The organism is Castellaniella sp. (assembly GCF_049671645.1).
Lineage (GTDB): Bacteria > Pseudomonadota > Gammaproteobacteria > Burkholderiales > Burkholderiaceae_B > Castellaniella.
On record NZ_JBATVG010000027.1, the window covers coordinates 109,468 to 122,421 of the forward strand.

The following is a 12,954-nucleotide window of genomic DNA, read 5'->3' on the forward strand; positions in this document are numbered from 1 at the left end:
GAGGCGCCTTCCATGGCAGGGTCCCGCGTGCGCAGGTTGCTGCCGTTCCTCCAATGGCAGCGGCCGACGGCGGCAACGCTACGAAAGGACGCCTGGGCGGGGCTGAGCGTCGCGCTGGTTCTGATTCCGCAGTCCCTGGCGTATGCCACCCTGGCAGGCATGCCTCCGGAAACCGGTCTTTACGCGGCGATGTTGCCGTCGGTGGTCGGAATTCTCTGGGGATCTTCTTCGCTGCTGGCTGTCGGGCCGGTCGCGCTGACCAGCCTGTTGACCTCCGCCATCCTGCTGCCTCTGGCCGCGCCCGGAGGCTCGCAATGGGTGGCCCTGGCGATCTGGCTTGCCGTTTATTCCGGGCTCATACAGTTTGCCCTGGGGGTGCTGCGCTTGGGGAGGATCGCGTATGTGGTGTCCGACTCGGTCGTCACAGGGTTCATCAATGCCGCGGCCATGATCATCATCCTTTCGCAGGTTCCTCCGCTCCTGGGCCTGCCGCCCATGGCGTTCGATGCGCGCTGGCCGTTCGAGGCGCTGGCCGCCCTGCGTGAATCGCCTCTCCCGGTTGCCCTGACGAGCGCCTTCGGCCTAGGGGCGCTGTGCCTGCTGACGCTGCAGCGCCGCTGGGCGCCCCGCCTGCCCGGCGTGTTGCTGGTCTGCGTCGGCGGTATCGTCGCCAGCAGCCTGGGCCACCTGGCGGAATACGGCATGGGTATTGTCGGGGAGATCCCCCAGGGAGGGCCCGACTTGCAGGTGCCCTCGGGCATCGACGCCTCGCAGCACCTCGCTTTGCTGTCGGGCGCTTTGATCATTGCGTTGATCAGTTTTACCGAAGCCATGTCCAGCTGCCGGATCCTGTCGAAAAAATTCAATATGCAGTGGAACGAAAACCAGGAATTGATCGGCCAGGGCCTGGCCAAGATCGTCAGCGGCTTCAGCGGCGCTTTCCCGGTCAGCGGGTCGTTCTCGCGGTCAGCGCTGAACGCCTATGTGGGGGCCACCAGCGGCTGGTCCGCGTTGTTCGCCTCGGTATGCGTATTCGCGTGCCTGCTGTGGGCGACGGACTATCTCTTTCATTTGCCGCGCGCCGTCCTGGCGGCGATCATCATCGCCCCTGTCATGGGGCTGATCGATCTGCGCGCAATCTGGCGATCGGTGCGCGAGACGCCTGCCGAGGGTATCGTCATGCTGACGACCTTCGTCGCCACGCTGGCATCCACGCCGGCGCTGCACTGGGGCGTGATGGCGGGTCTGGCGGCGTCTTTCTGCAGCCGCCTGCATCGTCGTTGGTCCGCCAAGGCCGGGCAGGATGCCGCCAAAGACCGCTTGACGGGCGAACGGGACGATTGATCCGAGCGAGGATGAGGCTGCCGGCCCAGGGCCGATCCGTCCAGGACAAGCAGGGGGGCCCGGAGCGTGGGCGTCATCTCATCTGTTGCGAGGCCGCTCGGGAAGGCGGTCTTGAGCCGGCATTCCCGGGGTCCCATGCGCGGCGTGCCGATATCGGCGTGAGGATGCGAGAGGCGTTCCAGACGTAGGAACAGCGGAAGACGCGCCGGGGGGGATGTGGGATGGCGGCGGCGCGGTCGTCCGGTGGAGGGCGAAAAGCGCCGCCTCGCCGGACGATGAACTGACCGGGCGAGGGCGCCTTGCACCGCCGATGGCGTGGACTCAGCGTCCCTTCCAATGCACCAGCGTGGTTTCCGTCATGCTCAGGATGAGGTTCAGGATCAGTCCGATCAGTCCGATCAGGGCGATACCGACGAAAACGACCGGAATCTGGAAGAGTTGCGCGGCATCCGAGATCATGAATCCGAGACCGCGTTGCGCGCCGACCAGTTCGGCGGCCACCACCACGGCCCAGCTCAGGGCCATCGCCACCTTCAGGCCTGTGAAGATCTGAGGCAGCGCTGCCGGCAGTACGATCTTGCGGAACAGCTGGAACTGGGTCAGCCCCAGCGACTGAGCGGCGCGCAGGTACTGGATGGGGACGTGTGACGCGCCAGAGTGCGCGTTGACGTGCGCGTAGTTGAAGGCTGTGAAGAAGATCAGCACGACCTTGCCCAGTTCGCCGAGCCCGAAATACAGGACCACCATCGGGATGAAGGCGATCGGAGGAATCGGCCGGATGAAGGCCATGATGGGCGACACCATGGCATCGCAGGCGCGGTAGTAGCCTGTGATCAGGCCGGTCGGGACGCCGAGCGCCACACCCAGTGCGAAGCCGGCCAAGGCGCGAAACAGGCTGATGCCGATGTGTTCGCTCAGCGGCACCCGCTGGTAGCCGTTCATGATCAGGTCGTAGGTGACTGCGATCAGCGCCTGGGGAGATGGCAGGTAGGTTGCGCTGATGAACTGGAATGTGGTCGTCGCCCACCATATCGCCAGCAGGCCCAGGATGGTGCCGGTGGATATCCAGGCCATTGAGAAGGATCGATGCGTTGTCGAGTTGTTCATCCCTGGCCTCACTTGCCTTTCTGTTGCGACATGAACGTCTTCATATAGGACGCGTCGATGGATTGGTTGATCACGTCCCAACTGAGCGGTTTGGGAATGGTGCCGGCTTTGGCGAGCATTTCGCTGGCGAGGTGAAGTTGGCCGGCCAGCCCGCCTTGCGGGGACACCAGCGAATAGGGCGAGGCGGGATCGAGCTGCTGCGCGAAGGAGGGCATTTTGTCGCCCGAATGGAGCTCATAGAAGCGCTTGGCGACTTCGGGGGTGAGTTGCAGATAGCGTTCGAGGGCCTTGATTGCCAGGCTGGGATCCTGTTTCACGCGTTCCATGATTTCCGCGTGCGCCTTCATCATCCGGATCGGGACGTCCGGATACTTTTCCAGGTATTCCTTCCTGAATGCGTTGACGCTAGGGCAGACTCCGCCGTAATCCGCGTCCCAGCTCACAACCTTGACATTGGGGGCCTGCACGATCGTATAGGGGGCCCAGCCGATTGCGGCATCGATCGAATTCCGGCTGGCGAAAGCGTTGGCGAACAGCGGAGGCGCCAGGTTGACCACATTGAGGTCGCTGACCTTCACGCCAGCCTTTTGGGCGATGATGTACAGGCTGACCTGCGAGCAGGTGCCCGGCTGGGCCGCGATGGTCTTGGCCTTTGCGATGTCCTTGTAGCTTAGGACCCCGCTGTCGCTTTTGGCCAACAGGCCTTCACCCTGGCCGTTGTCCAGTTCCCAGGAGACAATCCTCAAAGGGATGTTCTGGCCGATGGCGAAGACGGTGGCCAGGCCGGTGACCACTTGGTCGATGCTGCCGCTTTTAAGCGCGGCCAACAGGGGGGCGCCGCTGGTGAACCAGTGGAATGTGGGCTTGAGGCCGTATTTTTCGTAGGTGCCCAATTGTTCGGCGAGATAGGTGTTCCAGTAGCCGGCGCTCGGTCCGCCGACATTCACGGGAATCAGCTCCTTCTCGGAGGGCGCCTGCTGCGCCGGGCTCGGGCCGCTCAGGCCCAGGCCGAGGATTGCGGATGCCAGCAGGATGGTCAGTCTTTTGTCAATTCTCACGATGTCTCCTTGATGTTTTAATAATCAATTGACCTGCACGGCAGGTCGATATCGTCTGAGGGGCGCCGCTGCTCGCATGTGCCTTGCCGGATGCCCTGGCGGCCGGGGAGACTCCGTCGTGCGGAGCCCCGCCCTGCGCGTGTTACGGCCCAGGCGGACTCGATGCGATGATATCCAAGGCGCGCGATCATAGGCTATCGTGTCGATTGAAATCCTTCAATTGCATAATTTTCAACAAAATAATGCATAAGATGCATGATTGCATGGTGTTCAGGCATGCTTCCGGCCCCTGGTTTCGATCTGTCTGACCCCCTGTTTTCTTAATGTTCATGCGGTTGTGCGCGATTTTTCGCCGCTTGGCCCGGCGACGGATTGCGGTTCGAGGCAGGCCGGAATGATGCGAACGCTCCATGAATGGCCTGTGTTGCAAGCAGTCCTCCAGGGGCATAATGATGCCCGTGCGCCGAGGCGGAGTTTCGTTCTTCCTGACGGAACCCCTCAAGGTGGATATTGGACTGGCCGCCGGCGTTTCCAGCGGCGGTTCGCGATCTGGGAAGGTCTCTCAATGGATGAACAGCAGTTTGGCGTGGAAGATTGGCGTCGTTTTCTCGGTAGCCTTGGCGAGGACCCCGAACGCAGTGGCCTGCTCGAGACGCCTCAGCGCCTGGTGGGGGCATGGCAGTACTGGACTTCGGGCTATTCCCAGGATCCGGCCGAAGTGCTCAAGGTCTTCGAGGATGGGGCTGAACAGTACAGCGAACTGATCGTCGTGCGGGGCATTCCCGTTTACAGCCATTGCGAGCACCATCTGACGCCGTTCTTCGGGACGGCGACGATTGGCTACGTTCCCAATGGCCGTATCGTCGGCTTGTCCAAATTGACAAGGCTGGTCGACTGCTTTTCCAAACGTTTGCAGGTTCAGGAACGTTTGACGATTCAGGTGGCCAATGCGCTGATGACCCACATGCAGCCCCTGTCGGTCGGAGTGGTGGTTCATTGCCGCCACCTCTGCATGGAAAGCCGCGGCATCCGCACTCCGGGCGAAGAGACGGTGACTTCCGCCATGCTGGGTGGCATGCAGAACAGTCTGGCGCTGCGTACCGAGTTTTTGGCTCTTGCGCGCGGGCCGGGCTGAATCCGGCTTGTCCTTTCCCGGCGTCAGGCCCGTTTGCGCTGCGGCGCGATGCGGGCCGCTTCGGGCGGGAATGGCGGCAGCACGTCGGCCAGGGTGCGGGCGTCCAGGTAGTCCATGAACGCCTGCAGCGCCCCGGCGATCACGGGTTTCAGGCCGCAATGGCCGGTCAGGATGCAGTGGTTGCCGGGCCCCATGCATTCGACCAGGGCCAGGTCGTTTTCCATATCGCGGATCAGGGCGCCCAGGGAAATGTCGCAGGGCTCGTGGGCCAGCTCCATGCCGCCGTTCTTGCCGCGCACCGTGCGGATCCAGCCATGCTGGGCCAGCCGGTGCGTGATCTTCATCAGGTGCGGTTCGGAGATCCCGTAGAACCGGGCGATTTCGGCGATCGTGCACAGCCGGTCGCGGTGGTTGCTGAGATACATCAGCAGCCGTACCGCATAGTCGCTCATGTTGGTCAGTCGCATGGTGTCGGGCGTCCGGTGTCTAGCGGGCTTGGGCGGGCTGGATCGCCGCCGTCTTTTTGGATGCGGCGATCGGGCTGGGCTTGTCCGGACGCGGACGGATCAGCATGGGTACGAAACGCCACAGGTAAAGCCCCAGGGACAGGATCCAGGCCAGCGCGGCCAGGTGCAGCAGATGGAGGCTGGCGGCCGAAGGCCACAGCGCGGCCAGGCGCAGGAGGGCGGCCAGCACCATCAGCCAATGGCCTGCCAGCATGCTGCGGTCCAGCGCCAGGGGGCGCCCCAGATGGCCCAGGGCGGTGCGCGTCAGCATGCCGATGATCAGGATGCAGAAGCCCGCCAGGCCGATCAGGTGCACGTGGGTGGCGCTGCGGATCAGCACGCCGTTGAGGATGGCCGGGTCGAACAGGTTGCTGAATTGCCAGGCGGCGGCCAGCAGGCCGATGCCGATGAAGGCGTAGCCCAGGTACAGGATCCACAGCATGGGCTTGCGCAGCACCGCCTGCGGCTTCCAGCAGGCCAGTTGCCCCAGGCTGATCAGTCCGGTGACGGCCAGGCTCGCAGCCATGACCAGGGGCAGGGCGTGGGGGCCGCTGCCCGGCGTCATGGGGGTGCCCGTGATCTGCACCAGCACCCCCGCCGCCAGGGCCAGGACGCTGAAGGCCATCTGCGCGTGCCCGGATCGGACCAGCATGGGGATCTGCAGGCCCTGCACCATGCGCATGGCGAAAAACGGGATGACGCGGCGGGCGATCAGCAGGGCGACGACCGCCATGCCGATCAGGCCCAGGTCGAAGCGTTCCATGAGCACCGGATAGTTGCCTTGCAGGGCGGCCAGCAGGTACAGCAGATCCGCCGCGCCCAAGGTCAGGACCAGGACGGGCAGGCCGTAGTTGCGCCGGCTGCGGCCCTTGAACATGACGCGGCCCAGGGCGATGGCCGCCCCCAGGAAGAACAGCAGTTCGGCCGCGGTGGCGATCCAGAAGCCGGTCAGGCCGCCCACCAGGAAGCCGATGCGGGCGATGCACCACAGGACGCACAGGGCCGCCAGGGGCCGGCCGTGCAGCGGGTTGAATCCGGTCCAGGTGGCGCTGGCCGTCAACAGAAACCCGATGGCGATGGTGATGATGAAGCCCCAGAGCATTTCGTGCGCGTGCCAGGCCACCAGGGTCAGGGGCGCGCCCAGCAGCTGCGGCGTGAAAATCCACAAGGCGATGGAAATCACCGCCCAGCCGGCGCCGGCGATGTACAGGGGGCGGAAGCCCAGCGCCAGGAAGGCCGCCATGGAGGGGCTGGCCGGCGCGGTCCGGGCGGAGGCTTCTTCAATGTTCAGCAGACGGGACATGATCGTCGAACTCTGTCATGGGTTGGTCGGGATGATGGCTGATCTGATAGCCGTACCACAGGCTGCGGGCGATGCGATGGGCGAAATCCTGCGCCTGGGCGACAAAGGCCGGATTATCGAATTCGCTCAGGGTTTCGCGAAACAGGTCCAGCCAGCGGATGAACATGGGGCCTTCCAGGCCGGGCAGCGCCACGTGGCGCGGCATGGGCGTGCCGCTGTAGGTGCCGGTGCGGCGCAACAGCGACGACCAGAACCGCACCATGCGTTCCAGGTGTTCGTCCCAGTCGTCGATGTGCGCGTCGAAAATCGGCCCCAGCACCTCGTCCTGGCGCACGCGCCGGTAGAAATGGTGGACGAGGGTGACGATGTCGTCTTCCGTGCAGACAAAGGGGTCGTCCATGCAGGTCTCGCAGTCTTGATGGATTTTAAAGATGCTTATTATATGAATCTTTATGATCGCGCGTAAAGGGCGAAAGACAGGGGGCGGGCGCCGGGAAATCCGCTTGCCGATGACCGGCCGGTCCGACCTTCAGTTATCATCGAGATCTCGTCGGGATGTCTCCCGGAATCCGCCTTTGCCCGCTCTTCTGGAATCCATGTCCAAGCCTGTGTTTCTGTCGTGTGTCGTCCCGTGCCTGAACGAACAGGCCAACCTGGGCATTTTGCTGCCGGAACTGCTGGCGACCCTGGAATCCCGGGTGGATGCTCTGGAAATCATCGTCGTCGATGACGGCAGCACGGACGGCACGCCCGATCTGCTGCGGCACTGGTGCAGCCTGCATCCCCAGGTCGTCTATCTGCGCCTGTCGCGCAATTTCGGCAAAGAAGCCGCCCTGACGGCGGGCCTGGAGGCCGCCCGGGGCACGGTCGTGGTCTGCCTGGACGCCGACATGCAACATCCGCCGCAGATGATCCCGGCCATGCTGGAGCGCTGGCGCGACGGCGTGCAGATGGTCTATGCCGTGCGCGCCACGCGCCAGGACGAAAGCCCTTTCAAGCGCGTGGGCTCGCGCTTGTTCTATGCCCTGATGCGCACGTCCGATGGCCGCACCGTGCCGCCCAATGCCGGGGATTTCCGCCTGATGGACCGCATCGTGGTCGATGCGCTGCTCAGCCTGCCGGAACGCGATCGCTTCATGAAGGGGCTGTTCGCGTGGGTGGGGTTCGACGCCGAAGCCATGCCCTATACGCCGCCGCAGCGCCGGCATGGGGTCAGCCGCTTCCATCCGCTCAAGCTCCTGCGCTTCGCCGTGGATGGCCTGACCGCCTTCACCACCTGGCCGCTGCGCCTGCTCAGCCTGCTGGGCGCCTGCCTGTCGCTGGTGGCCTTCGTCTATGGCCTGCTGATCATCGTCACCCATTTGTTGTTCGGTGATCCGGTGCGCGGCTGGGCCACGCTCATCACGACGGTCCTGTTCTTTTCCGGCGTCAACCTGATGTCATTGGGGGTTGTGGGCGAATACATTGCGCGCATCTTCACCGAGGTCAAGGGGCGTCCGGTCTACCTGTTGCGTGAACGGGCGGGAGGCGCGCAGCCGCCTTGGCCCGCCGCTGCCCAGGACGGGTCGTCGCCTTCCGGGCCGGTCAGCCCGGTGGTCGCCGATGCGGCAGCCTCCGCTCGGGATGACGCGAATCGTCCCGGAGGCGTCCAGGCATGAACCTGCCCCGTTTCTGCCGCGCCGGCCGCCGCCTGGTCGATGTCGCCGAGTCCGCCTGGCAACGCCTGCAGGCGCGGGCCGCCTGGGGGGGGGTAGCGGCGTTCACCTTCGTCTGGCTGGCGGCCACGACCTGGGCGTATCCCTTGCTGCTGCCCGACGAGGGCCGCTATGTCGGGGTGGCCTGGCACATGCTGATGTCGGGCGACTACCTGACTCCACGCCTGGATGGCATGCCTTTCTTTCACAAGCCGCCACTGTTCTATTGGCTGACGGCCGGTTCCCTGGCAGTGTTCGGGGACAATGCCTGGGCGGGTCGACTGGTGTCGGTGCTGGCCGCCACGGTGATGGTCACTGTGTTCTACCTGTTCCTGCGCCGCTACGCGCGGGTCTCCGCAGCCGGCCGCGCGGTCCTGATCCTGGCCGTGCAGCCTTTTCTGTTCGGGGCCGCGCATTACGCCAATCTGGACATGCTGGTGGCGGCCCTGATCAGCCTGACGGTCATGGCCGGGGCGGATGCGGTGTTTCGCCGCGAGCAGCAGCGCCCGGATCGCGCGGCGATTCTGGGGATGTACGTGCTGGCGGCGGCCGGCTTCCTGGCCAAGGGCCTGATCGGCGTCGTCCTGCCGGGCGGCGTGCTGTTTTTCTGGCTGCTTGGCCGGCGTCAGTACCGGGCGATGGGCCGCCTGCTGTGGTGGCCCGGCATCCTGCTGTTTCTGGCGCTCATCCTGCCCTGGATGGTGGTCATGCAGGCCCGCTACCCCGGGTTTTTCGACTATTACATCGTTTACCAGCATTTCCAGCGCTTTCTGGAAACGGGCTTCAATAACCCGCATCCCTTCTGGTTCTACGTGCCCGTCATCCTGGGCCTGACCCTGCCCTGGTCGATCCAGTTGTGGCGCTGGCTGTATCTGCATGGGCCTTTGCAGGCGGATTTCGTGCCGCCCGCCCACCGGCCCGAACAGGTGGACCGCCGGGTCCTGCGCGGCCTGATGCTGTCGTGGCTGGCCGTCGTGCTGGTGTTCTTTTCCATTCCCAGCTCCAAACTGGTCGGCTACGTGATTGCCGTTCTGCCGCCGCTGGCCTGGTTCATCCAGGAAACCTTCGAACAGCGCAAGGAAGAAACGGCCCCGAACGTGCGGCGCAGCCTGGTGCGCCATGCGCTGGTCGCTCTGGGCATCTGCCTGCTGGCGGTGGTGGTCCTGCTGGCTTTTCCTCAGCGCAGCTCCAAGCCCCTGGCCCAGGTGCTGGCGCAGTCCGCGGCGCCGGGCGACCGACTGGTGATGTTCAACCAGTTCGCCTATGACGTGCCGATGTATGCCGACTGGCGCACCCCCGTCGTGGTGGTGACGAATTGGGATGATCCCGGCGTCCTGCGGGGGGACGACTGGCGCCGCGAATTGGCCGATGCCGCCGCGTTCATGCCGGACCATGGGGCGGAGGTCCTGTGGCTGCCGTCGCGCCTGCACGATGCCCTGTGCCGGCCCGATCATCCGACCACGTGGTTGATGGCCTGGCTGGATGAGGCCGAGCGCCTGCCTGCGCTGGCCGGGCGGGCGCCGGTGGCGCAGTCGCGCAAGATGGGTCTGTGGCGGATCGGTGCCGGGGATGCCGTCAGCGGCTGTGGCGAAACGCCCAGTAACGCCCCAGAATGAAGGTCATGCCGGCGATCCCGATCAGGACCAGCGCCAGCAGGATGTCGTAGCGGATCGGGGTGATGCGCAGCAGCGTGGCGTAGGCGGCCTCGTTCACGGCAAACCCCAGGGCGGACACCAGGAAGAACCTGAGGGCGGCCTGCAACAGGGGGGCCTGCTGGTGGCGGAACGTCAAGCGGTAGTGGCCGGTGAAGGACACGCCGAAGGCCACCAGCCACCCCGCCACGTTGGCCAGCAGCGGCGCCAGCCCCGCCCAGGCCACGCAGGCGACGGCGACCGCCCAATGGGTGGCGGCCGCCGCGCAGCCTACAATGACGAACCAGCCGATCTGGGTGTAGAGTTTTTTGAACATGAATCCTGACCGCCCGCGTGCCAGCTCCGCTTCCGAATACCGCCGCATTGTAGTGTGCGCCGATGATTTCGGGATGAACGCCGCCGTCGATGCCGGCATCCTGCGCCTGGCGGATCTGGGCCGACTGTCGGCGACCAGCCTGCTGGTCGACGGGCCCGCCGCGCAGCGGGATCTGCCGACCTTGCTCGACACCCGCCTGCAGATCGGCCTGCATCTGAATCTGACGGAATCCTTTGGTCAGCCCGGCCTGTGCCTGCCCTTGAAATCGCTGATCCAGGCCGCGTATCTGCGCCGCCTCTCCCTGGATCAGGTGCGTGACAGCATTGGTCGTCAACTGGACCGTTTTCAGGCGCTGACCGGCCGCCGGCCGGATTATGTGGACGGTCACCAGCACGTGCATCAACTGCCGGGAGTGCGCGACCTGCTGCTGGCCGCCTTGGGCGGCGATGACGCCGTCAAGCCCTGGATTCGCGATACGGGCCGCCCCCGCCTGGCGGGCCTGCCCTGGCGCCTGCGCCTGAAGGCGCGCGTGATCGCCGGTTTGGGGGCTGCCGGGCTGCGCCGTCGGGCGCGGGCGGTGGGGTTTTCGCAGAATTCCGGGTTTCTGGGCGTGTATGATTTCAAAGGGGGCATTCCGGCCTATGAGGCCTGGATGTCCTGCTGGCTGTCCCGGGCCCGGGACGGCGATGTGCTGATGTGCCACCCCGCGTGGGGTGTCGATCCGCAGGATGCCCTGACGTCTCAGCGTCAGGCTGAATATGCCGTGCTGGCCGGCGCGTCGATGGCGCGGTGGCTGGCCGATCATCATTTGACGATCGCGGGGGCGGACCCCCGCAAGGAGTCCTCATGACAGTGTCCTACCAATCCCTGGCCCCCGATTTCGCCGTCACGGGGCAATTGCAGCCCGCCGACATGCAGGCCCTGGCCGATGCCGGCTTCAAGTCCGTCATCATCAATCGCCCGGATGGCGAAGGCGGTCCCGATCAGCCCCTGTCGGCCGATGTGCTGAGCGCCGCGCAGGCGGCAGGCCTGCAGGCGCGGTACCAGCCCGTAGTCAGCGGCGCCATGACGGCGGCCGATGTCGCCGACTTTTCCCATCTGCTGCAGGAACTTCCGGGGCCGGTGCTGGCGTTTTGCCGTTCGGGCGGACGTTGCACCAAATTGTTTCAAGCCGCCCAGGAATCTGCTTCACATCAATCCCAGGGCTGATCCCGACTGTTATTTCGCGTGCCCAGCAGGTATGCTGAAGTCTCCGCTTAGCTTTTTGGATGATCCGCGCATGTTCAAGAAAATCCTGATCCCTACAGACGGTTCCAAGCTTTCGGCCCAGGCCGCCAACAAGGGTGTCTGCTTTGCCCGTACGATCGGGGCCGAAGTCGTCGCGCTGCACGTCACGCAGCCTTTTGCCGCCACGGTCGGGTTCGATGGCATGGCAGCCGCCTATGCCATCACGGATGAAGACTACGACCGCACGGCGGCCGAACAGGCGCAAAAGTACCTGCAGCAGGTGCTCGACCGCGCTGCGACCGCCGGGGTCAAGGCCACCGGCCACGCCGTGTCCAATTTCAATGTGGCCGATGGCATCGTCCATGCCGCAAAGGAACAGGACTGCGACCTGATCTTCATCGGCAGCCATGGCCGCAGCGGTCTGTCCCGGCTGTTGCTGGGCAGCGTCACGGTCAAGGTCCTGGGGCTGGCGAAGGTCGCCACCCTGGTCTATCGCGTCAAGGAAAACGATTGATCGCGGTCGACCCATGAGCCGCGTCATTTTCCATCGACCCGAAGACCCGCATCACCCGGCGCCTGTCCTGGCGCCGGGCGATGCCGTGCGCGACACATATGGGCGGCCCCTGCGCGATCTGCGCATCTCCGTCACGGATCGCTGCAACTTCCGCTGCACCTATTGCATGCCGCGGGAAGTCTTCGGCGCCGATCATGCGTTCCTGCCGCACAGCGCCTTGCTCTCATTCGAGGAAATCACCCGGGTGGCAGCCGTCGCCGTCTCGCAGGGGGTGCGTAAAATCCGCCTGACGGGCGGCGAGCCGCTGTTGCGCAAACAGATCGAGGTCCTGATCGCCATGCTGGCGCGGTTGCGCACGCCCGATGGACACCCGCCCGAGCTGACGCTGACGACCAATGGCACGCTGCTGGCGAAAAAGGCCGAGGCCCTGGCCCAGGCCGGGCTGAGCCGTGTCACGGTCAGCCTGGACGCCCTGGACGATGCCTTGTTTGAACGCATGAGCGACAGCGGTGTGGCCGTCGCCACCGTGCTGGCCGGCATCGAAGCCGCCGCCCGCGCGGGGCTGGCGCCCGTGAAGGTCAACATGGTCGTGCGCCGGGGGATGAATGACGACCAGATCCTGCCCATGGCCCGCCATTTCCGGGGATCGGGCCATGTGTTGCGTTTCATTGAATACATGGACGTCGGCAACACCAATGGCTGGCGGATGGATGAAGTCGTCACCGGCGCCGAAATCGTGCAGCGGATTCGCGATGAATTTCCCCTGCAACCGGCCCAGGCGCAGTATCGCGGCGAAGTCGCCAGCCGTTGGGCTTATGCGGACGGGGCGGGGGAAATCGGCCTGATCACCAGCGTGTCCCAGCCATTCTGCGGCGACTGCACGCGCCTGCGCCTGTCGCCCGAAGGCCGCCTGTTCACCTGTCTGTTCGCCGAACAGGGCCACGATCTGCGGGCGGTGCTGCGTTCCGGCGCCAGCGACCAGGCCCTGCGCGACCGGCTGGCCGGTGTCTGGCTTGCCCGGGGGGACCGTTATTCCGAACGGCGCGGCCAGGCCCACCGCGATCACAAGATCGAAATGAGCTACATCGGAGGGTGATC

The 12,954-nt window shown here is 65.1% G+C and carries 14 protein-coding genes; 8 read left to right on the plus strand and 6 right to left on the minus strand.

Going from position 1 to position 12,954, the window contains the following annotated elements; all coding sequences use genetic code 11:
* Window positions 1-12 precede the first annotated feature (12 nt).
* Complete coding sequence (locus WBG56_RS15040) at window positions 13-1,344, plus strand: SulP family inorganic anion transporter (protein WP_424269764.1); 1,332 nt, start codon at window positions 13-15, stop codon at window positions 1,342-1,344.
* Between the two features lie 321 nt (window positions 1,345-1,665).
* Here the strand turns inward: WBG56_RS15040 and WBG56_RS15045 are convergent, their stop codons facing one another.
* Together WBG56_RS15045 and WBG56_RS15050 are read right to left on the minus strand one after the other, a co-directional pair.
* Window positions 1,666-2,418, minus strand: a complete 753-nt coding sequence (locus WBG56_RS15045; protein WP_424269766.1) for an ABC transporter permease — start codon at window positions 2,416-2,418, stop codon at window positions 1,666-1,668.
* Between the two features lie 41 nt (window positions 2,419-2,459).
* The gene (locus WBG56_RS15050; protein ID WP_424269768.1) at window positions 2,460-3,509 is read right to left on the minus strand and encodes an ABC transporter substrate-binding protein; all 1,050 of its coding nucleotides are present in this window, start codon (window positions 3,507-3,509) and stop codon (window positions 2,460-2,462) included.
* Window positions 3,510-4,074: 565 nt separating this feature from the next.
* Between WBG56_RS15050 and folE the strand changes: the two genes are divergently transcribed.
* Entirely contained in the window at window positions 4,075-4,644 is a 570-nt protein-coding gene (gene folE / locus WBG56_RS15055) for a GTP cyclohydrolase I FolE (protein ID WP_424269770.1), read from the plus strand.
* A gap of 23 nt (window positions 4,645-4,667) precedes the next feature.
* Here folE and WBG56_RS15060 read toward each other — a convergent pair whose 3' ends face one another.
* The 3 genes from WBG56_RS15060 to WBG56_RS15070 are packed head-to-tail and all read right to left on the minus strand — an operon-like array spanning window position 4,668 to window position 6,853.
* Entirely contained in the window at window positions 4,668-5,111 is a 444-nt protein-coding gene (locus WBG56_RS15060; RefSeq protein WP_424269772.1) for an RrF2 family transcriptional regulator, read from the minus strand.
* 19 nt (window positions 5,112-5,130) lie between these two features.
* Window positions 5,131-6,453, minus strand: a complete 1,323-nt coding sequence (locus WBG56_RS15065; RefSeq protein ID WP_424269774.1) for an NnrS family protein — start codon at window positions 6,451-6,453, stop codon at window positions 5,131-5,133.
* Window positions 6,431-6,853: a group III truncated hemoglobin gene (locus WBG56_RS15070; RefSeq protein WP_424269776.1), complete on the minus strand. Its 423-nt coding sequence runs from the start codon at window positions 6,851-6,853 to the stop codon at window positions 6,431-6,433. Before WBG56_RS15070 ends, WBG56_RS15065 begins: the two co-directional genes overlap by 23 nt.
* A gap of 196 nt (window positions 6,854-7,049) precedes the next feature.
* Here WBG56_RS15070 and WBG56_RS15075 point away from each other — a divergent pair, with 196 nt between their 5' ends.
* Both WBG56_RS15075 and WBG56_RS15080 read left to right on the plus strand, forming a co-directional pair.
* A complete protein-coding gene (locus WBG56_RS15075; RefSeq protein WP_424269778.1) occupies window positions 7,050-8,111 on the plus strand; it encodes a glycosyltransferase family 2 protein in 1,062 nt (353 codons plus the stop codon).
* Window positions 8,108-9,763, plus strand: a complete 1,656-nt coding sequence (locus tag WBG56_RS15080) for an ArnT family glycosyltransferase (protein ID WP_424269780.1) — start codon at window positions 8,108-8,110, stop codon at window positions 9,761-9,763. The genes WBG56_RS15075 and WBG56_RS15080 overlap by 4 nt, the downstream gene beginning before the upstream one ends.
* On the opposite strand, the gene WBG56_RS15085 is transcribed toward WBG56_RS15080, so the two are convergent.
* The gene (locus WBG56_RS15085; protein ID WP_298018871.1) at window positions 9,723-10,115 is read right to left on the minus strand and encodes a GtrA family protein; all 393 of its coding nucleotides are present in this window, start codon (window positions 10,113-10,115) and stop codon (window positions 9,723-9,725) included. The two genes, WBG56_RS15080 and WBG56_RS15085, sit on opposite strands and share 41 nt — an antisense overlap.
* Here WBG56_RS15085 and WBG56_RS15090 point away from each other — a divergent pair.
* The 4 genes from WBG56_RS15090 to moaA all read left to right on the plus strand — a co-directional run bounded on the left by WBG56_RS15090 (window position 10,114) and on the right by moaA (window position 12,952).
* The gene (locus tag WBG56_RS15090) at window positions 10,114-10,965 is read left to right on the plus strand and encodes a ChbG/HpnK family deacetylase (protein ID WP_424269783.1); all 852 of its coding nucleotides are present in this window, start codon (window positions 10,114-10,116) and stop codon (window positions 10,963-10,965) included. The two genes, WBG56_RS15085 and WBG56_RS15090, sit on opposite strands and share 2 nt — an antisense overlap.
* Window positions 10,962-11,324 carry a TIGR01244 family sulfur transferase gene (locus WBG56_RS15095; RefSeq protein ID WP_424269785.1) on the plus strand — a complete coding sequence of 121 codons (363 nt, stop codon included), beginning with the start codon at window positions 10,962-10,964 and terminating at the stop codon, window positions 11,322-11,324. Before WBG56_RS15090 ends, WBG56_RS15095 begins: the two co-directional genes overlap by 4 nt.
* A gap of 70 nt (window positions 11,325-11,394) precedes the next feature.
* The gene (locus WBG56_RS15100; RefSeq protein WP_424269787.1) at window positions 11,395-11,856 is read left to right on the plus strand and encodes a universal stress protein; all 462 of its coding nucleotides are present in this window, start codon (window positions 11,395-11,397) and stop codon (window positions 11,854-11,856) included.
* A 13-nt stretch (window positions 11,857-11,869) separates the two neighbouring features.
* Complete coding sequence (gene moaA, locus WBG56_RS15105) at window positions 11,870-12,952, plus strand: GTP 3',8-cyclase MoaA (RefSeq protein WP_424269789.1); 1,083 nt, start codon at window positions 11,870-11,872, stop codon at window positions 12,950-12,952.
* Window positions 12,953-12,954 lie beyond the last annotated feature (2 nt).